Below are 22,529 nucleotides of genomic sequence, written 5' to 3'. Positions count from 1 at the left end.
GCGTCTTTTTTCGGTGCGGTAACACAGGTTCAGAAATGTCCATCAGTACTTCAGACCATCCCTCGGGAAGACCTGCCGGTAACGACAGTGGTACGCCGCACTCATTTCTCTTTCATCTCGTCAGAGAGCCGTTGTTTCAGTTTCTCGTCCTCGCAGCACTTTTGTTCATCGCGCAGGCGCTTTTTGCAAAGGACGATCGAGATCTGATCGTGGTGGATGCAGTGACGCAGGAATACCTTTTCGACCAAGAGTCGGAATTGCTTTTGCGCCCGCTAAGTGAAGCAGAAAAACAGGACCTAGTCAGAAACTTCGTTGAGGAAGAGATCCTGGTCCGAGAGGCAGTGAAGCGAGGTTTTTCTGACGGATCCCGTATTCGTGCATTACTTCTTCAAAACATGCGGTTTTTCATTGCCGGAGACTTGGCAGAGCCGACAGAAGCGGAACTCAAAGAATACTTTGACAGCAACCAAGAGAAGTTTCTGAGCCCTCCCAGTTATGACCTTGAACATGTGATGTTTAATTCGATCAGCGAAGTTCCACCTAACCTTCTGGAAGAGTTGAACGAAGGCGCAGATCCCACATCCCTCGGTGACGTCGACATCACCTTTGGAAATACACTGAGATACATGGACCAGAAACGCCTTGTGCAGGCGTTCGGCGGCGAAACGGCAAAAGAGGTTTTGGCGGCCATTGACAAGAACGACGATTGGCAAGGACCGTTCCCATCCCAGACTGGGACGATTCACTTCCTCAGGGTTCTCAAGGAAAACCCCGCTCAGTTGCCTGAGTTTGAGCAGGCTCAAGATTGGGTTGCCACCCGGTGGATGACGGACAAATCCCGTGAGTTGATGGAGAAAGAACTGGAATCTGTAGAAGGCGACTACAAGATCGAGATAGCTCCGCTGCAAAAGGCCAAAGACGTTGATTAGGTTATTCCTCATCTCTGCGTGGACTGCGACGCTAATAGCGCTACAAGGGATCGGTTCTCATGCGCATACACTCGGCTTGGATCGCGCGGAACTGATTGAAACGGCTCCCGGCGAATACAGACTAGTCTCAAAAGTACCTAGTAGATTGTCAGCTGCGATATTGTCACCGGATTTGCCTGAGCAGTGTGAGTTTGGGGGGAGCCCGAATGGTGAAAGGGGATCTTATTCGGTCACATTTACCTTCACCTGTGCCACCCCCATGACATCCGAAGATCACCTGGTGCTTCCGTGGAACCGCGAAGGGGCTCTGTTGACGGTTCGTTGGTTTGGTCAGGAACCTGTCACGCGTTTGGTTAAACGAGAGGGGACGACTATCGAAGTCAACCTGGACGAATGGCTGGCTGGTTCGGGATCTGCATCACGCGCGGCTAAGCGCTACACCGTTCTGGGAATTGAACACATATTGGAGGGTTTGGATCACTTGCTGTTCGTGCTGGCTTTGCTGTTTCTTGTAGAAGGCTGGTGGATGCTGATCAAAACAATAACTGCGTTTACAGTAGCTCATTCGATAACACTGGGTTTGGCCACGCTGGGATTTGTTTCGCTACCGTCTGCGCCTGTAGAGGCGGCAATTGCACTTTCGATCGTTTTCCTGGCGTCTGAGATCGTCTGGAAGTCCCGCGGTCGTTTTTCTATGGCGGCAAGAGCGCCTTGGGTTGTGGCATTTGCGTTTGGACTATTGCATGGGCTCGGATTTGCTGGAGCCTTGGCCGAAATCGGACTGCCGCCATCTGAGATTCCGATTGCGCTTCTTTTCTTCAACGTTGGCGTCGAGCTTGGTCAGTTAATCTTTGTTGCTGCAGCATTGGTCGTAGGATGGGGGTTCTTGCAAATACCCGCTGCACAACAATGGGAGACAAGCGCTCAATTGATCCTCGTCTATGGCATTGGAACAATCGCAACATACTGGATGATAGAGCGGACTTACTCAATTTTTGTTTAGGCAGTTTGAAGGCGTCTACTTGGCTTGAAAAAACTCATGGAGGGCCCGGTATTACTTCTTCCTCTTGTAATACGCGTAGTATTCCGATGATCGTTGTGGTGCTGGTGTCGATTGATCCTCTTAGGAAAGCGCCCAGTCCACCCTCTCCTATTTCACGTGGTCCGCCGGTTTCATATACTGGGTCCAAAGGTTCAAATTCTTCAGGAAATGCAGGGCAAAACGGGCGTTCGCTCAAAAAGCGTCCAGCGACTTCCAGCAGGATGGAACGCAGCGCTTCGACATCTTCAACGAACCCCTCAATGTCCCGCAAATGCTCAAGGGGTTGAACGGTTGCGTCTACTATTTCGTAGGTTACGCACTTTTCGCTAAACCGGGCCGTAGCTGAAGATGAAAAGTCGAAAATCCATCTGTCCATCGGTTTGCCGCGTACAAAGACGTTTTCGTTTGTCTTGGTGCATTCAAAGAACTGAGTATCCAGTTTTCCTCTTAGAGAGATAATTTCACCTTGTGCCTCAACAACAAACTCACTGAGATCGGTACGGGTTCCACATGTGTCTGAAATTGGTTCGTCAGCAAACAGGTCCGGTAAACGAGCTTGCAAATCACTAAAGTCAAGCACGGCTTCAATGCCAACTCGTGTTGGCGAAACCGCAGTCATAATGACATTGAGACCGTAATCAATTTCCGTTGTGCCGACGACCAGAGTGTCCTTAATGTCGAATTCGGCAACTTGTGCTGTTGAAGGGGATGCGAGACCGAAGCCGCCGATCAGAAACATCGTAAAACACACGTGCCTCATTGTTGCCCCTCGATAATGTCGCTCAATTCCATCACGTTGAGCAGTTTGACAAGTGTCGTCGCGTCTGTATCGATCAATCCCTGAATTTCGGCGCCGATGCCGCCTTCGCCAATTTCGAGCGCTTTGACGAGTGTGGCCTTCGGTGATACCGGCTCCAATTCCTTCGGGACTGTTAGGCAGATTGGGTTGCCGTCAAAATAGATCTCTGCCTGTTTGATGATTTCGGCGCGCGCAGTCTCAATGACACCGAATAATCTTGCGACAACCCCAGTAAACCCACGCGGGTCGAGTTCAAGCTCAACCACGGAAAACCTTACACATTGGTCTTCGACGAAGGCTTCCACTTTTGCCTTTGCATCAATTTCTTGTGTCAACCAAGGATTGCCCCGCTCTTGGCCCGGGGAGTTCTGATCGCAGGAAAAGAATCGTACAAACAAAGTTCCACGCAATTCGACGTGATCTTCAATCGCCTCTGTTTCTAAAATATTAACTGATACTTTTCGTGAGCAACTATCATCGTAGACCCCCGATGCTAGCTCTGGGAATCGTGCTTGGATTGCCCTCAAGTCCGCCACGACGTTCGCCCGCAAACGGGTTTCTGTCGCCGGGCTCAAACCTGCGAAAAACACAATATCAAACGATTCCTCGCCTATGGGCACCTTGCTAGATAGAAGGAGTTCGATGTCGCCTTTGTATTTGGTGGGATCAATTCCTTTACGATTTTCGGCGGCTGCAAGCAGTGCTTGAGGGGTCAATTCACTTGTTGGTTTTGGTCGGTCGCGCTCGCATGCGGCAAGAATGCCAAACAGCAGAGATATGGACAAAACTATCCGAAGGGAGCGCTTCACTCTGGCAAACATGAGCAAATATAACAATCGAAGACGTCCGATAGTGTATGCGAAAATCTGATATTAGAAAAATAGTGTAAATCCTATACGCAGTCGAGGAATTTCGAAGCTTTAGCAAATACTTGGGTCTGAAAAGCAAAGGCGATCAGAGCGACTTCATAGACTAGGTAACAGCGTGGCATGCCAACCTGAAAGCAAAAAACTGTTCAGAATAGGATGCCTGTAAAGATCACGGAACCCAGGCTTATTGCCCGGCACACTGCCGGTGTGGCGATTGACAAGCCGATTGTCTAGCCCCCTCGTTCGGCACCACTAAATTGAGGTTTCTCTAATAAGGTTTCAGGCACAGGTGGGCGCATGTTCAGAGCATGATGTGGCCGGATCTGGTTGTATTGTCTGAGCCAGACATTGATGGCGACCTGAGCTTGTTTGGTTGTGTGGAACCATTCGGCGTTGAGGACTTCGCGACGGAGTGTTCCGTTGAAGCGTTCGTTGTAGCCATTTTCCCACGGTGACCCTGGGTAGATCTGGATCGGTTGGATACCGACCCGTCGGAGCCACTCCTGAAGCGGTGCAGCGATGAACTCCGGGCCGTTGTCTGAACGAATAAACTCGGGCTTACCGTGTTTCATCAGCAGCCGGTGCAGAACGTCCAGAACGTCAGCTGCATTCATTCTGGGTCGCACTGCCACGCAGAGCGCCTCACGGGTGTACTCATCAAGCACAGTCAGCATCTTGTAGCTCCGCCCACTGCTCAGCTTGTCATGGACAAAATCAATCGCCCAGACATGGTTGGGATGCGTGGGCCTGAGCCGGATGACAGAGCTGCCCTTGTGATAGAGCCGCCTTCGTTTCTTATGCCGATGTGGCAGCTGCAAGCCTTCTTCGCCCCATAATCGTTCGATCTTCTTGTGATTGACCTGCCAGCCCTCTATCCGCAAAAGCGCTGTCACTTTCCGATAACCATATCGTCCGTATTGCTTGGCCAGCCGGATCATCGCCAGGCGCAGCGCATCATCACTAGTAGCCTTGGACCGATAGCGATGACTGGACCGCGCCACACCCAACACTGCGCAGGTTCGACGTTCCGATGTATCCAGCTTTTGGCGGGTGTGGATCACGGCCTGACGCAACCCATCAACCGTCAGGCCTTGGGCTTTAAATGATCCAGGCTCTCCTTCAGGATCAGCTTGTCGAGCTGAAGATCAGCCACGATCTTCTTAAGCCGCTCATTCTCTTTCTGAAGCGCTCGCATCTCTGACAACTGCGGCCGCCCCATGCCGCCAAACTTCTTGCGCCAGTAGTAATACGTCTTGTCTGAAATCCCCGCCTTCCGACAAGCGCTCACAACATCCAAACCATCATGCAAATGCACGTCGATCTCGCGCAAAAGCTTCAACGCATCTTCATCCGAATACCGCTTCCGAGCCATCCATCATCCCTTCCGTGACACCAAAATAGTGGCACAGTTTTACGGGGCTAAGACAGGCGGTAAGGGTCTCTACTTGCCAAGCTGAAGTGTGCTCTGCGGTCGCCAGGACAAATTTCCATCGTCTCCACGAAAGCAACGCAGCAACCGTTCTTCTTTTTGAGGAGCTGTAGAAGTTACGGTGTTGGTGCCGACCAATAGTATGAAGGCGTTCTCAGAGTACACGAGACCCTGATAGTAGCAGAACCGTTTTTCCGCGCCATCAGGAATGGGCGACGCGGTCGTCAATTGCGATTGTGCCGCAAGTTCGCCTGCGAGAAATGACATTGATATGCTCAGTAAAAACTTCTTCATTTAGACGCTCCTAAGTCATCGTTGGGATAAAGTGAGTTGGGTCTTCATGTCGCTCGCCCAGATCCAATTGGTCGAACAAAAGCCAAAGTCCGAGAACGGTATCGAATAGGTGATTGAGTTGTACCAAAATGGCAGAATCTCAAAAGATTACTCATCTGACGCAGCCCCTAAAACACGACGACCGATCTCAGAAACCACAACCAGTACTTCGGTTCGTGCGAATTGCGTACTCAGTTTCGCGTTCAATGAAGCAGATAAATTGTCAGCCTGCTTCCCTGAGATCGTGTCTCGCGGGTTTGCGGCTAGCACCAATTGATTGTCCTGAAACTATCACGGCGATGCAGCGGAAGACGGCTGACTCCGCTTAGCCAGCATTCGTTTCATATTTTGGCTTTTACCGCCCGCTTTGACCCAATAACGGTCATCAACTTACGGTTTGATAGTGTTCTATGACGCTTCAACTCTCGCCAGCGGTCCGGGTTCTTCCCGTATTGGAAGATGAATGAACCCTGCTAGCAAGCCAAGCGCGACTGCCGACCACCACATTGGCGTGTAGTCCTGGTTGAGGTCGTATATGCGGCCACCGAGCCACGCCCCCACGAAACTGCCGGTCTGGTGGCTCAGGAAAACAAGACCAGCCAACGTTGACAAAAATTTCAACCCTTGTGTTTGTGCGACCAGCCCCATGGTCAGCGGAACTGTCGACAACCAGAGCAGGCCCATCAACGCGGAAAAGACCAGAACGCTTGTCTCGCTAATTGGAAACAGAACGAAAAGGGTGATGACCAGGGATCGCGTAAAATAAATACCGCTGAGGACCTTCTTCTTTGAATACACCTGGCCGGACCAACCCGAGAGAAACGACCCGGCGATATTGAACAATCCAATAAGTGCCAGCGACCACGCACCAACCCAAGACGCAAGGCCGAGATCCACGACATAGGCTGGCAAGTGCGTTTGAATAAAAGCCACGTGAAATCCGCAAACAAAGAACCCGAAGAAAAGACAAACATAACTTCGGTCGGAAAAGGCCATTGATATGGCGGTTCCAAAATCGCCTGCACTGCTGCCAGCGGCGCTGGGAACGGAGACGCGAGAAATGAAAACGAGAAATGGCAGGATCAGTGCAAAGCTGAAAGCGATCAAAATCAGCGCGGTTTGCCATCCGACCCCGCCAATCATGGCGGTGGCTGATGGCGCGGCCACGAACATCCCCAGAGAGGCAGCGGCGGTGCCCAGACCAAGAATGAAGCTCCGCCGCTCCGGTGTTACAACTTTTCCCAGTGCTCCGATGACAATCGGAAAGGATGCCGCGCCCGTTCCAATCCCGACAAGGACACCCGTAAGGATAAACGGAATCGGATCAGTAACGAGGCCCCTGAAAAGGAAACCGATCCCAGCGCAAACAGCTCCGAAACCAATCACGCGCGCTGTTCCATAGCGATCTGCAAAAGCGCCTGCGACAGGTTGAGCGATCCCCCACATCAAAGCCTGAACAGCAACAGACAACGAAAAAACTTCGCGACCCCAACCAAGTTCGGAAGACATAGGTGCCAAGAACACACCAAATGTAGCGGAGAACCCGAAGCCAAGAAAGGCAACCATGCATCCTGCAAAAACTGCGGCGTTCAACTGGCTTTTTGTAGGGGAAGTGCTTTCCACGTCGGCTCCTGGCGAGCAGTAAGAGATCTCAACTGCGAAGCTGGCACGATCCGTGCTCGCAATCAATTGCGAGCCGTCAACGTGAACAGAGTTTTCGGATCTCTAAAGCTGTCGACGCGCGGCGAAAGACCGCTTTGTGCGCAGGGATTACACTGCACCTACGAGTTGCTAAACTCCGCGTTACGGACAAAGTTGTTACTTAGTCGAAACTCGCTAAATGGAACTAAAGTTACAAAGCCGCTTTTTTTTCCACGTTTCGATATTTTAAGTCGCCCAAACAGAGCCGGAGTCAGAGTAACGCCTCTGCCCGTTCGACCACCCAAACCATCGCGACCAGACTTGCACATGCCGCGACGGCGGCGCGGGAGCCAACCCAGATCCGCCCCGGCTGTTTGCGCAGAAACAGCACCAGCGGCCAGACCAATAGAACGATCATAACTTGCCCGGCCTCCACACCAACATTGAAGGCCAGCAAGCTGTGCCAAACGTTCGGTGCGTCGACGCGCAGGATCTGGTGCAGCATGAAGGAAAACCCAAATCCGTGCAACAAACCGATCCCTGTCGTGATTGCAAAGGCCTTCAGGTCACCGTGTCCCTTTTCCGGTGGCCAGACCGCCATCATGGCAGCGTAAATTATGGAAAGCGCAATCGCCAATTCAACAGTTGGGATGAACCATGCGCCACTGGGTGCGAAACCAAAAAAGCCAAGGATCAGCGTTACTGTATGGCCGAGGGTAAACCCCGTGACGCGCGCCAGCAGGCTATGAAGATTCAGAGCCCCGATGATCATGCAAAGCACGAATAGCACGTGATCGGGCCCTTCCAGAATGTGCCAAATACCTTCGACAAAGAAAGTCGAAGCCGCTGAGGTCGCTGATCCCGATACCTCGACCGGGTTATGCATCAGGCCCCTGGCACGGTAAGTCCGAACCTCCTGCCTGTTGTAGTCGAGGATCAGGTTCGCGGTGTCTTTCTGTCCCTCAAGTCCCGGATCAGAGGCATAGGACAGACTGTAGGTTCCCACTTGTCCTGTATTGAAGCGCAGATGCACGTCCACCATCACGGCACCCACATACGTCTCGTCGGTCGTGGGGAAAACATCGCCGGGTGCAAGTGCAGCCCGGGCTTCATCCAGCGTAGCAAATCCGGGCTCCTGCCCCAGCGGGTGCAACCTGATAGAAACGACATTTGCCTTTTGTTGCTGACCTTCGATTGACAACAACAGGCTGTCGGCAGCGATACGGGCCAAACCGCTTGAGTCACGACGCAAGGCGGCCTGATCCACGTAATGCATCAGCACGCCGTCTTCGATCTGATTGTATGTATAAGGTGCCGGAGCGGGCAGCCCATCGGCGCCTGTCGGTCCGACGAGTTCCGCGACCAGATATGGCATCGGCAAGCGCACGTAGACATCAAGACCATCTTCCGAGTGGGCAACATGATGAATACGGACATTCTGGTTCAGATTGAAATGCGCCTTGGCGCTTTCTGCACACAATGAGATCAAGGCTGACAGCAACGCAAAAATGAACAGCCGCACAGGTTTCACTATGTTAACCCCCTGCCTTTGCACTGATTATTGTCAACCCATCAAGCATCCATTGGTTGCCATGCCGCGAGACGTCGAGCACTCCGCGATAAAGGACCGCCTGCCTGTGAAAATGCCCCCAATGGCCGCCGCTGACACGGGCTGTCCAATTGGCGAGCGCCTGGTGTCGGTTCCTTGCATCACCGACCGCAAAGCTTTCGACGTTCAAATCAACAATTTCCTCTACGCGCGCCAGTGCGCCGGATGTTAACGTAACCGACAAACCTCGCTTCATCTCGGCTTGTACGTCATCGCGATTGCCCGCCTCAACGAATGGCTCAAGCGCTGCCGCAGTCTTGTCACTTTGCGTCTCAAGCATCGCAGTGCCAATGTTGCTCAGCAGTCCTTCCACAACCTGATGCGTGGCGATCTCATCCGGTTCCGTCGTCATCGCGAAGGGCATCGGGCTTTTTACGGGGTAGGCGACAATTGCGGCGGCCCCGAATGCACCGGTCAGGCTGATCAAAATTAAGCGCTGGCCCCCGGTACGTTTAGACGAAACCCAAGCACAAATGATACCCAGCAGACCCAGGCCAATGGCAAACAACGGCACCTGTGTCAGGCTCGCAGTTTTGACAACTACAGCGCTCGTTTTCGGGTCTGCCCAGGTCGTCAGGTGGTTATTCCAACTAACAACAGGATCGGACGCGTAAATCTGTGATGGTACCGCCCCGGCCGGATCGGTGAGGGTGATTGGTATGACGTCCAGATTGTCCGGGAACAATTCCCACGCCACATCAACACGATTGGGTAATGTCATGACCGGGTAGGACAGCACAACGCCCAGCAGCATCGTATTTCGGTTGGCTTCCGCCTCATCCGGAAGGACGCGCAAACCTTCGGCCCCAATCTGGATACGTGAGACCTGCACAGTATCAGGGTTCACTTGCTTGCCATCGATGGCGATCGGGTTTCTGTTCGCAAAAAACTGCGAAACCTCAGACTTAATGCCCGCGACCTGATCCGCCGTCAGTCGTTCTGTGTTTCCAAGGTTCAGATCTGCCCAACCTTCGAAGTCTTTCAAACGCAAGATGATCTCGTGCCGGACGACCCGCGGTTCCATGGCCAGAAACGACATCATCGGGGATTTGTGGTGACGGGTCAGATTGGGGTTTTCAAATGTGGTGAACCACGGGTCACTCCAATCCGGGATCATCGTCTCGGGCTGCGAAAGATAGCGATAGTCTGTAACCGGAACGCCCATATGTTCGGCCACCACGCCAATAGAAGCCAAAGGAATACCGTCAGCACTCAGCGGAGGGACAAACCTGATCCGTTCGGGCTTACCATTAAACGGATACTCCATATCCACGTAGATAACGTTGTCACTGCGCGGTCGCGGTCGATATTGCGCGCTGGCGGCTGTTTGCCGGGGTGTCCTGGGTCGCACATCGATCGTATTTGTTGAGCTGGTCAGTTCTTCTCCGTCCGCCCAAACCTGAAGGTTTTGCCCCGTCCGCTCGGCCAAAGACAAACCCGAGCCGTCATCTGGGACGACAAAGACCGGATAGTCACTCAGATCTATCTCGAGGATGACCCGCACATGGTCGGGCTCTACCGAAAGCTCGACGAAGTTTGGCGCGGTTTCGCCGCCGTAGGGTGAAACAAGATCAGCAACCGACTGGTTTGCGCTGAACATAAGGCCCGCGAGCATCGAGCTCAAAAAGACCCCAATGTTGCAAGCAGCGCCAGACTTAGAAATGAAACGCGACGGCAGCATAAATGCCATTCTGATCCACGTCATAGGCAAACTCCCCACCCGAACGGTTTATGGAATAGTCAATTCCGTAGAATTGATAGCCAAACCGCAGGGACGTGTTCTCCCAACCTTTCCAGTCGAAGCCTGCAAGAAGCAGGTATTGCAGGTCATCACCATTCACACCAAATCCGCTTAGTTCGGCGCGGCTGGCAAAGCTCCATTTGTCGTTGATTTCCACCGCATAGCGCAGCGCGATCATTGGCTCGAACCAGTCTTCGGTTCCGCCCAGCGTCATGCCCGGGCCAAGGCCGGAAATGTCGATCTCTTGCTTTAACCGGTTCCACTGAACACCGATTGCGGCGTCTGCCGCGTAGCGCCTGCCAGAGGCATTGACCCCGTTCGCAAATCGGTAAGCACCCTGAACATTGGCGAAGGTTTGCCGGACATCAACATCGACACCCACCCTTCCGCCGGGCAGGGTGCCGTCGCCGCCAAGCCTCACATAGTAGACCTCGGAGATGATCCCGAAATCTCCGTTCCAGCCTTCATAGCGCACCGAAGCGGCCCCTTGCAGCACATCCAGAACCTCACTCAGGCTCAAGTCCAGATCGACGCTTGTACCATCAATGGTCGAGGTGCCCGTGGTGCTGAGCGGGAGGAACAGATAAGGCGTGATCGAGTGCCGCCAACCACCTTCATCATTCTCTGATCTGGCAAGGGACTGAGCGCTTGCGGTTTCCGCAAAACCTACGATCAGCGCGACAGTCAAGATCAGTTTATTCGTGATATTTCGCATCGCAACGCCCCTTGCATTATTCAAAAAAACCGGCACGTGCTGCTCAGCACGTACCGGTCAAATTTGATTTTAGTTGTCGCCGGGATACGGGAACTCCTGCCCCAAGGCTTCCGAAGCTTCTTCGTAGATGGGTCTCAAGACATCGTCGACATCATCAAAACCACCCTTTGTAAAATCGGAAAATTCCATAACCTCCGGGGCCAAGCCCACCTGCTCGGCATAAGCTGTTTTGTCTGCCGGGTCCGGCGCGATCGCTGGAGCGGCAAGCGGCGGCGACCATGTTCGTTCTTCAGTGGCCGCCATTCGAACGGTGATATCGTCTTTAGTCACATTCCAGACCATGAAATCATCCGCCATGCTCAGGGGGCCGTCGTACGTGGATCGAATTCTCTCATACACGCCATTAGCCGTGTCGAAGTCGTTAAAGAAATGGTACGCGACAGCCATGCGAGGCTGGATATCGCTCATCACTTTGCCGAACGCTTCGGGCGCAGTGTGAACTTGTGTCCCGACTAACAAAGCCGACTCGGGCGTAAACTTCATCTTGGCGACGAGTTCTGGCACCGCAATGAAACACTCGTGGATCGCTAGATCGGCATTCTTTGCGTATTCCTTGAACCATGTGTTTGGATAGGTGTCCGAGCTGAATACGAATTTCAGGCCGTTCCATTCGAGCGCGTAACTGACTGCACCGTCGATCGAGTGAATGGCCGGGAAAGTGCGTATCTGGACTCCATTCTCGTCGTAGATAACCTCGTTTTCCAGTTGGTAGTCGAATTCGTTAACTTCCATCGAATACCCACGAAAATCAATGTTACCAGCGCGACCGGCCAGATCCCAGGTCAGCATCTTCTGCATATGATCCAAAGCATAGGCCGTGCCAAGTTCCTCGGCTGGCCCGCTCGGGCCCCAGACGCGCAACGGCACGTTTCGCCCCATCAATGCGCCGCCGATGAACAGGTCATGCAGCGCACCAAAGTGGTCGGTGTGCAGATGTCCGATAAACACTTTGTTGAGGTAGTTGTAGGGGATTTGCAGCGACGAAATCCGCTCGGCCGACCCCGAGCCAATATCGAACAGGAACTTGTCCCCGTTGCCCAATTCCACAAGGAAACACGCGGCAGCCTGCGCTGCCCGTGTTGTGGGCATTCCGGTCCCGCACGCGATGACCCGCATCTCATCTTCGGCCAGGTCTTCGGTGTTTGGATAGTACACATCCCGCGGACGATCACGCACCATCGTCGGAGAAACGTCTTCCGTTTCCTGCGCATATGCCGCCGAAGGTGTAACAACACCAATTAGTGCTTCCGTAAACGCTTGCGGAGAAACGGCCCAGGCGCCGAAAAGCACACCAATTGCGAAATGCTTACTCAATCTTCTGTAGTTCGAATGATAGGCCATATACCGTCCTCCAATCGCTTAGCAGCGAGGTAGGCGGGCGTAGCGCAAAGGCGCACATCATCCCGCTGTTATGCTTATCAAACTGACACTTAGTGACCACGAATGTAAGTGACTCACGGTGACTATTGGCGTGACTCACGTTCCGATAATTGCAAGAATAAGAATATGGTAAGGCGTTCCGAAGACATCCCGGATAATGACAAGCGTGCCGCCCTAAGCAGATTGCTTGCGGACGCGCACATGGATGGGTCCGAAAGACTTCAGGCCTTTTTGACCTACATTGTTGACGAAGAACTCGCCGGGCGAGGCGAAAAAATTCGTGGGAAAACAATAGCGCAAGACGTCTATGGCCGCGACACCTCAGAAGGGACCGATCCGGAAAACGTTGTTCGCGTGGACGCCAGACGGCTTCGTCAATTTTTGGAACTGCATTACGAGGGCATTGGAAAAGAAGACCCGGTACGCCTGCATATCGACAGCGGCGGGTACAGGCCACGGTTCGAAGCGGCCACCAGAGTGGGTTCGGCATCGCTTTCGACTGACACCAAACGTTTTGGCCTTCCTATCGGCGCGTTCGGTTTTGGGGCTGTTGTTGGCGCACTGATCGCAGTCAGTCTTGTTCCGGACAGAAAAGACCCCACTTCGGCAGAACTAAGCAATCCACCTGAGACGAACACGAACGCATTTTTACAGCGCGCCGCAATTTACGAAAAGTCCCCTGCCGCTTTGCAAGCCTTCAATCTGGCGCAACAAGCACGGACAATGATTTTTCCGATCTTCGACCGGCAGCGCCAGTTACTGGTTCTTTCTGTGTTTGAAGGTGTGATTGAGATGGACCCTGATTACTTTGGTGGCTACGCGGGTGCAGCACAGGCATTGGCGTCGCTCTCAGTGATTTCTCCACCATCAGACGCCAAAGCGGAATATGCCGATGCTGCCATGAAATTGGCAAACCAGGCCGTTAGCCTTGCGCCAGACCAAGCCTGGAGCCAGTCCGCCAAAAGCTGGGCCTATTTCGCCAATCGCGATTACGATGCTGCGTTACAACTCGGCAGGCGCGCCTCACAACTTGACCCGAATGATGGCGCAGTCCTCGACTTTTCTGGGGCTGTCGCTTTGTTTTCCGGCGAGTTCGAGGAAGCAATCGAAACAGCTGACCGGCTTTCCCTTATGAATTCCAGCAACCAAAGGTTTGCCAATCGCAACATTTCAGGCGCGACCTACTTTCATCTGGGTGAGTATGAAAAAACGGTTCAGCGCTTTGAAGAGGCCAAGCAACTTGGGGATCCGCTGAGTGCACCTTCTCTGGCTTATGTCACGGCTGCCTTGTCTGCGATGGGACGCGATCAAGCTGCCCAGGCAAAGTTGGCAGAGCTTGAGCGCGCTTGGCCAGGCGCACCAATTGGTGCGATGCTGAAAAGTATTCATAGAGACGACAAAAACGCCGAAGCCGTGTTGCATGAACTGCGAAAGCAGGGCTGGGTCAGTCCCGCCGAGCAGGAAGAAGTCCAGCAATGAGTTGTCTCATTGCGCGTGTGGCAGACTATACCGGCGCAAGCCTTCTGAGCAAAAGTCAGTCAGCATATTGTTCGGTGCGAACTGAAGGCTGGAAGTGATCAATGAACAGACAGTCAAAGGAGGGGCTGTCGCGTTACCGTTCGAATTTGAAAGGGTGTGTTGAATGTTCAGCTTTGGTCGGCCTCGCGCCTTTCAGGACCGCTTTGCGCGTTCCCTTGGCATCCCCCTATTGGTCGTTGCCGTATTGATTGCCACTGCATCTCAACCCCGCCTTACAAGCGCATGCACGGTGTGCATAACACTGCCGGACGCATCACTTGCTGATCATCTGATTTCGGCCGAAATCATTGTTTTGGCCGGACCTGCACAGGACAACCCATTCAGATTTGATCCGAAAAAGCTGATCAAAGGCACATCTGAGGATCTTGCAGGATCGCCTGAGATTCCGTTTCTCGTCGACAGTGCGACCCGGGCAACATTTCGCAATTACCCGGACAAGAGCATTCTCTTTACCTATGGAGCGGTGGACAGGGACGCGGCCGGGCGCGGATTCTCGCGCAGTTGGAAAAGGATATTCACTCTGAACCCGGACCGGGAACAGTTTCTGGCAAATCTCGAGGACGCGGCAAAATACTGGTCTTTCGGCAGCAAAAACGTTGCGGAGCGTGTTGAGTTCTTCGCCGGGTATCTAAACTCCGCGGATCCCGTCCTGCGTGACACGGCGTTGATCGAACTGGATCGCGCCCCGTATCCAGCGGTTCAAGCCCTGCGCCCAAAGGTTCCAACCAACCGGCTGATGGAGGAGCTTCGCAACATCAACCGCATAAGCTTTGTTCCGATTGCAATTCGTCTCTTGGGTTTGCAAAAGGACGATGCGGAGGCGGTCGGGATCGTACGGGCACGTTACCCGCGCGCCGTAAGCAGCCGCAGCGGTTACCTTTACGATTGGGCTCTTGCCGGTTTGGAGGTGGACGGATCGGTTGCGGTGCAAACCATCGACAATGCGCTTCAAAAGTCAGGACGGAAATTGCAAGACAGGCAGAGCCTGATACGCGCGTTGACTGACGCTGGCACAGCTTCTCCGAACCTCAGAGATTCGATCATCGACGTTTTTTCCAGAGCCCTGACCGACGACAGCGCGTTGGCATTGAACATCGCGATTGCGGCGCGCGACTGGCAGGAAAACCGTTTGGATCACCAACTTAAGGCAGTATTGGAAAATGAAGAACCTGATCCACTGACGCGGTTCGTCATTCAAACCAAGATTGCACCAACCGATTGAAAATAGACGCCTTCAGTATCCAAACGACAGTAAGCATGATGGTTTCGGCAAAACTCAGGCCTTCAAGGTTCACTTTGGTACTTCACCAAAGTAGCCTCCAAAGAATGCGACCATTGCCAGCAATACGCCGACCAGTATTGCGATGACCCAAAGTGCTCCGCTGCCCTTGGCAAAATATCCCATCGAAAGCAGGCCAACTACGAATATTCCAACCAAGAAATACAATATTGTATTGTCCACCTTATCCCCCCAAACGCTAAATCAATCGCGCAAACATCTATCTCGCTCGGAAGAAACTGATCCGACTGTGGTTCGAAAGGCCATGTTAAACGGCCTGTGGTGATTGTCGGATACCATTCAGCGTGGCGAACAAAACCGGGACGAGGATCATTGTGAGCATCGTGCCCACCGTCAATCCGCCCATGATCGTGACAGCAAGACCCACCCAAAACACGTCCGGCAGCAGCGGTATGACACCCAGAACCGTGGTTGCTGCGGCCAATACGACGGGGCGCAGTCTTGAGGCGCCGGCATTCAAACCTCGGTTCGGTGAAAGTAAGTCAGACGAGGGCAACACAGCTTCAGGCATGTTAAGTTCGCGCTGGCCTTGAGGCGGCGCTAAGACGGCTTAATACAAATTGACGGTATGCTTCTATAATTGCGCTTTGGCTTTTTCGCAAATGCAGAAAATGACCTTTTTCTGAAGGTTTTTCGCTGCCTGCAGAGGTACAAGTTTGCCGTTGGGCGCCGATGGCGGCCTGCGTTGACAAACTTCGTAAGGAGGAAGCCGCGGGGTTCAGGATCAGGTCATGGGGATAGAGTGCGGACCTTAGGCAATTGGTGAGCGCAGAGTTTGCTGTCAGTCCAACTTCGTTTTCATACCTCTCTACTCATCGACTGACCTTCTCTGCCTTATACGGGTCTAGGCTTTCCCTAAACTGTTCGATGAATTCCAAAGTCACCAGTGACGGTTGCTTTAAAATCGGGCGCACCAGCGAAAGGGTGTGCGGCAACAGTGGTTTGAATGGCCGATAGCTTAAGCCCCGAGATGTGTATTGGACGGCGTCAAGTTCACTCACGACAGATACGCCAACGCCTTTGACGGCCAACTCGCAGGCCGCCGTGAACTGCCTGACTTCAATATGGGAACTCAATTCGACATTGGCATTTTGAAACGCTTTCGAAAGCCGACCGAAAAAGTCGCTGTCGCGTCGCGTGTGGATGATTTTGCTATCTTCAAGGTCCGCAGGCGTAACTTCGGAGAGGTTTTCCAGGTCATGTCCGGTCGGGAATACGCAAACTGTCCGGACGTCGATATTTGTGCTTTCGACCGCCGGGTGACCATTAAAGCTGTCTGTGATTCCGAAATCATACTGCTCGCCGATCATCCATTCGAGAATGCGTTCTGGTCTGTCTGGTTCGATCGTCAGGGTGACACCAGGCCGATTTTCCAGAAATCTGGAGACGACATCGGGTAGGTGGCTGGTGGCAAATCCGGGCAGGCAAGCGACTCGGATGTGCCCTGCTTTGCGTTTTGTGATGTCCTGACTGACATCCGAGATTTGCCTCATAAGCTCGAGAACACGTTCGACGCTGGGCAAGAGGTAACGAACCTCCTGTGTTGGCACCAATCTGCCTTCCCGGCGATCAAAAAGTTGGAACCCAAGTGACTTTTCAAGATCCGACAGCAATCTGCTGACAGCAGGCTGGCTTACCCCTAAATCGTTTGCGGCCGCTGTGACAGAGCCATTGGTGGTCACTGCCATGAGGGCTTCCATTTGCCGGACTCTCAGAATTTGACTCATTTCCGATCCTAGTCTGCTGCCTTTGTGCATAACATTGTGTTATTTTTTTATCCAGCAGATAAAGCTTGAATTATATTTCTGTAACGCTAACGTCGTGAAATCGTCATGTGTGCCGTTTACGCGTAGCGGTCGGTATTCAACGAAGCATCGAACCTGATGCATGGGAGGAATCATGAATAAGAATCTGCTAGGCGCTCTTGCCTTAACAACTGCCTTGTCCCCGGTGGCGGCAATGTCGCAAACCGAAGTTCAGTTCTGGCATGCCTTCACCGGTCGACTGGGTGAACTTGTGAAAGCGCAGGTCGAGGAGTTCAACGCCAGCCAGGATGAGTTTGTCGTGGTCGAAAGCCACAAGGGCAACTACTCGGAAACCTTGAATGCGGGGATCGCCGCATTCCGTGCCGGCGAACAGCCGCATATCCTGATGGTGTTCGAAGTGGGCACGGCAACGATGATGTCGGCCGAAGGTGCAATCAAACCGGTCTATGAAGTTATGGCTGAAAGCGGCGCTTCCTTCGATCCCGACGCATATATTGGCGCGGTCAAAGGATACTACACGACAACTGACGGTGACATGCTGTCGTTGCCGTTCAACTCTTCCACGCCGGTTCTGTGGGTCAATCGCGACGCCATGGAAGCGGCCGGTGTCGACCCGGATACGGATCTGTCCACCTGGGAAAAAGTTGGCGACGTTCTCGAGCAGCTCAAGGCTGGTGGTGAAGACTGCCCGCTGGTGACTGCATGGCAAAGCTGGATCCATCTTGAGAACCTGTCAGCCTATCACGACGTTCCGTTCGCCTCGAAGGACAACGGTTTTGCCGGTCTGGATACCGAGCTGATGCTGAACGGCCCGGCGCAGGTCGCGCACCTGACGGCAATGGGCGACTGGGCCAAGGATGGCAAGTTCATCTACACCGGGCGCAGGAACGAAGGTGGGGCAAACTTCCGGGCTGGCGAATGCGCGTTGTTTACGGAAAGCTCGGCCGGTTACGCTGGCATCAGTTCCGAGGCTGAGTTCGATTTCGATGTGCGCCCGCTGCCCTATTGGGAAGCTGTCACGAGCGAGCCGCAGAACACCATTATCGGTGGCGCATCGCTTTGGGTGATGGAAGGTCATGACCCTGAAGAATACAAGGGCGTCGGCGAATTCCTGAGCTTCTTGTCGTCGTCCGACGTGCAGGCCGCCTGGCACCAGGACACCGGCTATCTTCCGATCACGGCTGAAGCTGGCGAAGCCACCCGCGCTGCGGGTTTCTATGACGAAAACCCGGGAACCGACATCGCGGTGATCCAGATGACTGCGAAGGAGCCGACCGCAAATTCGAAAGGTCTGCGTCTGGGGTCGTTCGACCAGATTCGCGGGATCATCGACGAAGAGCTTGAGGCTGTCTGGTCCGGTGAAAAGACCGCTCAGGAAGCGATGGACAGCGCAAAAGAACGCGGTGACGCGCTGCTGCGCCGGTTCGAATCCGCCAATCAATAAACCACAATCCGATGCGGGCTCTACAGAGCCCGCATTCTCTTTCTTCGGTGGACCATCAGGATGGAAAAACGCGTCACCTTTCGCGGCTGGCTGTTGCCATTGGCGCTGATCGCCCCTCAGGTCATCATTTCCGCTGTATTCTTTTTCTACCCTGCCGGTCAGGCCGTTTGGCAATCTCTGTTCATACCTGATCCGTTTGGGCTGTCGTCCCAGTTTGTGGGGCTCGGCAATTTTGAGTTCCTGTTGAGCGATAAGTTCTACCGCGCCTCTTTCGTGACAACAGCCGTGTTTTCGACGCTCGTCACGCTGTGTTCGATGATCCCGGCCTTGTTTCTGGCGGTCATCGCAGACCGCCTGATCAAGGGATCGGGTGTCTATCGGACGCTGCTGATCTGGCCCTATGCGGTCGCGCCTGCGGTGGCAGGTGTACTGTGGCTGTTTATGTTCAACACGCGCGTGGGTGTCGTATCGTGGTACCTCGGCCAGCTTGGTTATGACTGGAACCACGTTCTGAACGGCACCGAGGCCATGGGGCTTGTGGTCGTCGCCTCTGCCTGGGGGCGCATCAGCTATAACTTCCTGTTCTTTTTCGCAGCGTTGCAGTCGGTCCCAAGGTCGGTGATCGAGGCTGCCGCCATCGATGGCGCACGCTTCTGGCGCCGATTCTTCACGATCGTGCTGCCGCTTTTGTCACCAACCGCGTTCTTCCTGCTGGTGGTGAATGTCGTCTATGCCTTCTTTGAAACATTCGGCGTCATTCACACAATCACCGGCGGCGGGCCACAGCAGTCGACGACTATTCTGGTCTACAAAGTCTTTTCGGATGGGTTCGTCGGACAGGATCTTGGTTCGTCTTCGGCACAATCTGTCATTCTGCTGATCGTCGTGGGCCTGCTGACCGTCATCCAGTTCAAATACGTGGAAAAAAGGGTGCACTACTGATGGCAGCCCAACAACACGGAATGGTCGAAAAACGCGGCATGGGGAACTGGTTGACTCATGCCATGATGATCCTTGGCGTCTTGATCATCTTCTTCCCGATCTGGCTGGCATTTGTCGCCTCTACTGTCACCCAGCCTGAGATCGTGTCACCGCCCATGCCGTTGGTGCCGGGTGATCAGTTCTGGGAGAACTACAAGGCCGCGCTGTTTTCCGGCGTGAATGTCCCGGTTGCGACGATGCTGTTCAACAGCCTCGTGATGGCCATTGGGATCGCAGTGGGCAAAATCGTGATTTCACTGCTCTCTGCATTTGCGATTGTATATTTCCGCTTTCCCGGACGGACGACTTTCTTTTGGCTGATCTTCCTGACGCTTATGCTTCCGGTCGAGGTTCGTATCGTGCCGACCTTTGAGGTCGTCGCAGGGTTCGGAATGCTCAACAGCTACTATGGGTTGATCTTCCCCCTGATCGCGTCGGCGACGGCAACTTTCCTGTTCCGCCAGTTCTTTCTGACAATCCCGGATGAACTGGCTGAAGCCGCCCGCGTAGATGGGGCACGACCGATGCGGTTCTTCATCGATATCGTGGTGCCCATGAGCCGCACCAACATCGCGGCGCTGTTCGTGATCCTGTTTATCTATGGCTGGAACCAATACCTGTGGCCGCTGCTGATCACGACTGATCCAGAGATGAATACCATCGTGATGGGCATCAAGCAGATGTTCCCGTCCGGCGATGATGTGGCCGAATGGCCGGTCATCATGGCGACGTCCATTCTGGCGATGATACCGCCTGTTATCGTGGTGGTGTCGATGCAAAAGCTCTTTGTCCGCGGCCTTGTCGATAGCGAGAAGTAAGAAATGGCAACAGTATCCCTAGAGAATGTCAAAAAGAGCTTTGGCCCGACGGATGTGATCCACGGTATTGATGTCGATATCGCCGATGGTGAGTTCATCGTGATCGTCGGCCCCTCTGGCTGTGGTAAATCCACGCTGTTGCGGATGGTGGCGGGGCTGGAAACTGTCACGTCAGGAGAAATCCGGATCGGTGATGAACGGGCCAACGAAAAAGAGCCTATGGATCGGGACATTGCCATGGTGTTCCAGAACTATGCGCTCTATCCGCATATGTCGGTGCGTCAGAACATGGGTTATGGCCTGAAAATTGCCGGGTTGCCCAAAGATCAGATCGATCAAAAAGTGACTGACGCCGCAAAGCTGCTGCAGTTGGAACCCTTGCTGGACCGTAAGCCCAGACAGTTGTCAGGCGGACAGCGTCAGAGGGTGGCGATGGGGCGGGCCATCGTCCGCGAGCCGGCGGTTTTCCTGTTTGATGAGCCGCTCTCGAACCTTGACGCCAAGCTTCGAGTTCAGATGCGTCTTGAAATCCGCGAACTTCAGGAAAAACTCGGTATTACCTCACTTTACGTTACACATGACCAGGTCGAAGCCATGACAATGGCGGACAGAATGATCGTAATGAATGGAGGCATCGCCGAGCAAATAGGAACGCCGCTGGAGGTCTACGAGACCCCTAAGACGCTGTTCGCGGCGCAATTCATCGGCAGCCCGGCGATGAATGTTTTTGAAGCGCGGCGCGAAAACGGGACAATCCGGATCGGCGACATCGCGGTTGGCCCGTCTACAGGTCCAGATGCCGCCGTAAAGCTGGGCATAAGGCCAGAGCACCTGCTGCTGGATGAAAGCAGTCCGCTGGAAGCTGCGATTCAGATGGCGGAACCGCTTGGGGCAAATACGCTGTTGCACGGCCACCTTACGGGTTCTGGCGACACGATCACGATCAGCCTTCCGGGTGTTCACCCGATCGAGGGTCGTCATCCGAATATGCGGTTCTCGGTTGCACCAGAGAATATGCATTTGTTTGACCACGCAACGGGCAAAAGACTGGAAAACTAATGGTGTTCCCTCAGGTCGAAGCATTTCGCGGCGGCAAGGATTTGATCCGGGTCGTAGGTCATCGGGGTGCGCGGGGCGTTTTGCCTGAAAACAGCATGATCGGTTTTGACTTCACACTTTCCATTGGCGTCCCGCTTCTTGAGTTTGATGTCGTTCTTACGGCTGACGATGTCCCCGTCATCACACATAACCACCGGCTTCACGCGCCGACTTTTAGGGACGCCAGTGGCCGTTTCTTGGTAGGAGAAGAGCCAAAGGTTTCTTCGCTGACTGTCGAGCAGATCCAGCAATTCGACGTCGGACGGTTGAACGGGCAATCGGCTTATGGTCGTCGGTTCCCTGATCAGGCCCAACTGGACGGCATTCGCGTTCCCACGCTTTCGGACTTGCTGAAACTTGTTGGTGAACCGAGATACGGTGATGCCAATCTTATGCTGGAACTGAAATCTGACCCGGATTTGGCCCACGATTCATCTTACCGGCGGAAATTCGTAAAACGTGTGCTGCAGGAGCTTCGTACCATAGGCTTGGCATCGCGGGCTGTTTTGCACAGTTTCGATTGGAACTTGTTGGAAGAATGTCAGCGTCAGGCCCCTGATCTGCCGTCTTCCTACCTGACTCAGCTCCCGGAAAATGCCGACGATGTCGGTGAGGATTCCTCGAAAGCTGTTTGCCCGGATTTTCGGGGCCGTCGGGATGAAATTCCAAAACTGGTCAAACAGGCCGGGGGTGCGCTTTGGTGCCCCTATTTTGCGGATGTGACCGCAGAAAATGTGTCACTTGCGAAAGAACTGGGCCTTTGTGTTGCTGTGTGGACAGTCAATGACCCTGAAGAAATAAGCAGAATGATCGATCTGCGCGTGGACGCAATTGTGTCTGATTATCCGGGCCGGGTTCAAAGGCATCTCTCGGATTTAGGCATGAGATGGCATGTCGATACACCGGCACAACTTGACCTGACACAAACGTCATAGACACCTGGCAATTCTTAGATTTCAGAGAAACACAATTTGAATGGATTGGTTAGATCACCAGTTTAAATCGCCTTAGGGGCGAAACCCATATAGGCTGGGCA

At 53.6% G+C, this 22,529-nt stretch carries 22 protein-coding genes; 9 read left to right on the top strand and 13 right to left on the bottom strand.

Annotated features, from left to right (window positions below; translation table 11 throughout):
• Positions 1-35: 35 nt before the first annotated feature.
• Both ACR3EQ_RS20785 and ACR3EQ_RS20780 read left to right on the top strand, forming a co-directional pair.
• Positions 36-929, top strand: a complete 894-nt coding sequence (locus ACR3EQ_RS20785) for a peptidyl-prolyl cis-trans isomerase (RefSeq protein WP_170682227.1) — start codon at positions 36-38, stop codon at positions 927-929.
• Positions 930-1,188: 259 nt separating this feature from the next.
• Positions 1,189-1,932, top strand: coding sequence for a HupE/UreJ family protein (locus tag ACR3EQ_RS20780; protein ID WP_480491961.1), 744 nt, complete (start codon positions 1,189-1,191; stop codon positions 1,930-1,932).
• 34 nt (positions 1,933-1,966) lie between these two features.
• Here ACR3EQ_RS20780 and ACR3EQ_RS20775 read toward each other — a convergent pair whose 3' ends face one another.
• From ACR3EQ_RS20775 to gntH, 10 genes are all read right to left on the bottom strand, one after another.
• On the bottom strand, positions 1,967-2,710 hold the full coding sequence (locus ACR3EQ_RS20775) for a hypothetical protein (RefSeq protein WP_170824690.1): 744 nt from the start codon (positions 2,708-2,710) through the stop codon (positions 1,967-1,969).
• A gap of 17 nt (positions 2,711-2,727) precedes the next feature.
• Positions 2,728-3,555, bottom strand: coding sequence for a hypothetical protein (locus ACR3EQ_RS20770; protein ID WP_170682225.1), 828 nt, complete (start codon positions 3,553-3,555; stop codon positions 2,728-2,730).
• A gap of 314 nt (positions 3,556-3,869) precedes the next feature.
• Positions 3,870-4,700, bottom strand: a complete 831-nt coding sequence (locus ACR3EQ_RS20765) for an IS3 family transposase (RefSeq protein WP_170612379.1) — start codon at positions 4,698-4,700, stop codon at positions 3,870-3,872.
• Between the two features lie 23 nt (positions 4,701-4,723).
• Positions 4,724-5,011, bottom strand: a complete 288-nt coding sequence (locus ACR3EQ_RS20760) for a transposase (RefSeq protein WP_170548140.1) — start codon at positions 5,009-5,011, stop codon at positions 4,724-4,726.
• 69 nt (positions 5,012-5,080) lie between these two features.
• Positions 5,081-5,362, bottom strand: a complete 282-nt coding sequence (locus ACR3EQ_RS20755; RefSeq protein WP_170617596.1) for a hypothetical protein — start codon at positions 5,360-5,362, stop codon at positions 5,081-5,083.
• A 447-nt stretch (positions 5,363-5,809) separates the two neighbouring features.
• On the bottom strand, positions 5,810-6,967 hold the full coding sequence (locus ACR3EQ_RS20750) for an MFS transporter (protein ID WP_170617594.1): 1,158 nt from the start codon (positions 6,965-6,967) through the stop codon (positions 5,810-5,812).
• A 346-nt stretch (positions 6,968-7,313) separates the two neighbouring features.
• A complete protein-coding gene (locus tag ACR3EQ_RS20745; protein WP_480491960.1) occupies positions 7,314-8,573 on the bottom strand; it encodes a HupE/UreJ family protein in 1,260 nt (419 codons plus the stop codon).
• A 4-nt stretch (positions 8,574-8,577) separates the two neighbouring features.
• Positions 8,578-10,251: a hypothetical protein gene (locus tag ACR3EQ_RS20740; protein ID WP_480491958.1), complete on the bottom strand. Its 1,674-nt coding sequence runs from the start codon at positions 10,249-10,251 to the stop codon at positions 8,578-8,580.
• A gap of 55 nt (positions 10,252-10,306) precedes the next feature.
• A complete protein-coding gene (locus ACR3EQ_RS20735) occupies positions 10,307-11,107 on the bottom strand; it encodes a hypothetical protein (protein ID WP_480491956.1) in 801 nt (266 codons plus the stop codon).
• A gap of 69 nt (positions 11,108-11,176) precedes the next feature.
• A complete protein-coding gene (gene gntH / locus ACR3EQ_RS20730) occupies positions 11,177-12,508 on the bottom strand; it encodes a guanitoxin biosynthesis MBL fold metallo-hydrolase GntH (RefSeq protein ID WP_170617588.1) in 1,332 nt (443 codons plus the stop codon).
• Positions 12,509-12,748: 240 nt separating this feature from the next.
• Here gntH and ACR3EQ_RS20725 point away from each other — a divergent pair, with 240 nt between their 5' ends.
• Together ACR3EQ_RS20725 and ACR3EQ_RS20720 are read left to right on the top strand one after the other, a co-directional pair.
• A complete protein-coding gene (locus ACR3EQ_RS20725; RefSeq protein ID WP_170617586.1) occupies positions 12,749-14,026 on the top strand; it encodes a tetratricopeptide repeat protein in 1,278 nt (425 codons plus the stop codon).
• 163 nt (positions 14,027-14,189) lie between these two features.
• Positions 14,190-15,308 (top strand): hypothetical protein, encoded by a 1,119-nt coding sequence (locus ACR3EQ_RS20720; RefSeq protein ID WP_480491954.1) that lies wholly within the window; start codon positions 14,190-14,192, stop codon positions 15,306-15,308.
• A gap of 69 nt (positions 15,309-15,377) precedes the next feature.
• Here the strand turns inward: ACR3EQ_RS20720 and ACR3EQ_RS20715 are convergent, their stop codons facing one another.
• The 3 genes from ACR3EQ_RS20715 to ACR3EQ_RS20705 form a co-directional block, all read right to left on the bottom strand.
• Positions 15,378-15,548 carry a hypothetical protein gene (locus ACR3EQ_RS20715; RefSeq protein ID WP_480491952.1) on the bottom strand — a complete coding sequence of 57 codons (171 nt, stop codon included), beginning with the start codon at positions 15,546-15,548 and terminating at the stop codon, positions 15,378-15,380.
• Positions 15,549-15,633: 85 nt separating this feature from the next.
• Positions 15,634-15,897, bottom strand: coding sequence for a hypothetical protein (locus tag ACR3EQ_RS20710; protein ID WP_480491951.1), 264 nt, complete (start codon positions 15,895-15,897; stop codon positions 15,634-15,636).
• A gap of 301 nt (positions 15,898-16,198) precedes the next feature.
• Entirely contained in the window at positions 16,199-17,113 is a 915-nt protein-coding gene (locus tag ACR3EQ_RS20705; protein ID WP_170617196.1) for a LysR substrate-binding domain-containing protein, read from the bottom strand.
• A 172-nt stretch (positions 17,114-17,285) separates the two neighbouring features.
• Here ACR3EQ_RS20705 and ugpB point away from each other — a divergent pair, with 172 nt between their 5' ends.
• Genes ugpB through ACR3EQ_RS20680 form a run of 5 tightly spaced genes read left to right on the top strand, consistent with a single transcriptional unit; the run spans position 17,286 to position 22,428 of the window.
• Positions 17,286-18,596 (top strand): sn-glycerol-3-phosphate ABC transporter substrate-binding protein UgpB, encoded by a 1,311-nt coding sequence (gene ugpB, locus ACR3EQ_RS20700; protein WP_480491949.1) that lies wholly within the window; start codon positions 17,286-17,288, stop codon positions 18,594-18,596.
• Positions 18,597-18,656: 60 nt separating this feature from the next.
• Positions 18,657-19,538 carry a sn-glycerol-3-phosphate ABC transporter permease UgpA gene (ugpA, locus tag ACR3EQ_RS20695; RefSeq protein ID WP_170617192.1) on the top strand — a complete coding sequence of 294 codons (882 nt, stop codon included), beginning with the start codon at positions 18,657-18,659 and terminating at the stop codon, positions 19,536-19,538.
• Between the two features lie 20 nt (positions 19,539-19,558).
• Complete coding sequence (gene ugpE / locus ACR3EQ_RS20690; RefSeq protein WP_480492405.1) at positions 19,559-20,395, top strand: sn-glycerol-3-phosphate ABC transporter permease UgpE; 837 nt, start codon at positions 19,559-19,561, stop codon at positions 20,393-20,395.
• A gap of 3 nt (positions 20,396-20,398) precedes the next feature.
• Entirely contained in the window at positions 20,399-21,454 is a 1,056-nt protein-coding gene (locus tag ACR3EQ_RS20685; protein WP_480491947.1) for a sn-glycerol-3-phosphate import ATP-binding protein UgpC, read from the top strand.
• The gene (locus ACR3EQ_RS20680) at positions 21,454-22,428 is read left to right on the top strand and encodes a glycerophosphodiester phosphodiesterase family protein (RefSeq protein WP_480491945.1); all 975 of its coding nucleotides are present in this window, start codon (positions 21,454-21,456) and stop codon (positions 22,426-22,428) included. Before ACR3EQ_RS20685 ends, ACR3EQ_RS20680 begins: the two co-directional genes overlap by 1 nt.
• Positions 22,429-22,529: the final 101 nt, after the last annotated feature.

It is taken from the genome of Ruegeria sp. AN11, from assembly GCF_056536005.1.
Note: the sequence above shows the minus strand (reverse complement) of the source record. Positions and strands in the feature narration are given on the sequence as shown.

What these genes read in the sequence shown, in the direction of transcription:
- ugpB (WP_480491949.1), top strand. Translation starts at nt 17,286, where the DNA reads ATGAATAAGAATCTGCTAGGCGCTCTTGCCTTAACAACTGCCTTGTCC.
- gntH (WP_170617588.1), bottom strand. Translation starts at nt 12,508, where the DNA reads ATGGCCTATCATTCGAACTACAGAAGATTGAGTAAGCATTTCGCAATT.
- ACR3EQ_RS20740 (WP_480491958.1), bottom strand. Translation starts at nt 10,251, where the DNA reads ATGTTCAGCGCAAACCAGTCGGTTGCTGATCTTGTTTCACCCTACGGC.
- ACR3EQ_RS20775 (WP_170824690.1), bottom strand. Translation starts at nt 2,710, where the DNA reads ATGTTTCTGATCGGCGGCTTCGGTCTCGCATCCCCTTCAACAGCACAA.
- ACR3EQ_RS20780 (WP_480491961.1), top strand. Translation starts at nt 1,189, where the DNA reads ATGACATCCGAAGATCACCTGGTGCTTCCGTGGAACCGCGAAGGGGCT.
- ACR3EQ_RS20680 (WP_480491945.1), top strand. Translation starts at nt 21,454, where the DNA reads ATGGTGTTCCCTCAGGTCGAAGCATTTCGCGGCGGCAAGGATTTGATC.
- ACR3EQ_RS20725 (WP_170617586.1), top strand. Translation starts at nt 12,749, where the DNA reads ATGGATGGGTCCGAAAGACTTCAGGCCTTTTTGACCTACATTGTTGAC.
- ACR3EQ_RS20755 (WP_170617596.1), bottom strand. Translation starts at nt 5,362, where the DNA reads ATGAAGAAGTTTTTACTGAGCATATCAATGTCATTTCTCGCAGGCGAA.
- ACR3EQ_RS20720 (WP_480491954.1), top strand. Translation starts at nt 14,190, where the DNA reads ATGTTCAGCTTTGGTCGGCCTCGCGCCTTTCAGGACCGCTTTGCGCGT.
- ugpA (WP_170617192.1), top strand. Translation starts at nt 18,657, where the DNA reads ATGGAAAAACGCGTCACCTTTCGCGGCTGGCTGTTGCCATTGGCGCTG.
- ACR3EQ_RS20685 (WP_480491947.1), top strand. Translation starts at nt 20,399, where the DNA reads ATGGCAACAGTATCCCTAGAGAATGTCAAAAAGAGCTTTGGCCCGACG.
- ACR3EQ_RS20750 (WP_170617594.1), bottom strand. Translation starts at nt 6,967, where the DNA reads ATGGTTGCCTTTCTTGGCTTCGGGTTCTCCGCTACATTTGGTGTGTTC.
- ACR3EQ_RS20785 (WP_170682227.1), top strand. Translation starts at nt 36, where the DNA reads ATGTCCATCAGTACTTCAGACCATCCCTCGGGAAGACCTGCCGGTAAC.
- ACR3EQ_RS20735 (WP_480491956.1), bottom strand. Translation starts at nt 11,107, where the DNA reads ATGCGAAATATCACGAATAAACTGATCTTGACTGTCGCGCTGATCGTA.
- ACR3EQ_RS20760 (WP_170548140.1), bottom strand. Translation starts at nt 5,011, where the DNA reads ATGGCTCGGAAGCGGTATTCGGATGAAGATGCGTTGAAGCTTTTGCGC.
- ACR3EQ_RS20705 (WP_170617196.1), bottom strand. Translation starts at nt 17,113, where the DNA reads ATGAGTCAAATTCTGAGAGTCCGGCAAATGGAAGCCCTCATGGCAGTG.
- ugpE (WP_480492405.1), top strand. Translation starts at nt 19,559, where the DNA reads ATGGTCGAAAAACGCGGCATGGGGAACTGGTTGACTCATGCCATGATG.
- ACR3EQ_RS20710 (WP_480491951.1), bottom strand. Translation starts at nt 15,897, where the DNA reads ATGCCTGAAGCTGTGTTGCCCTCGTCTGACTTACTTTCACCGAACCGA.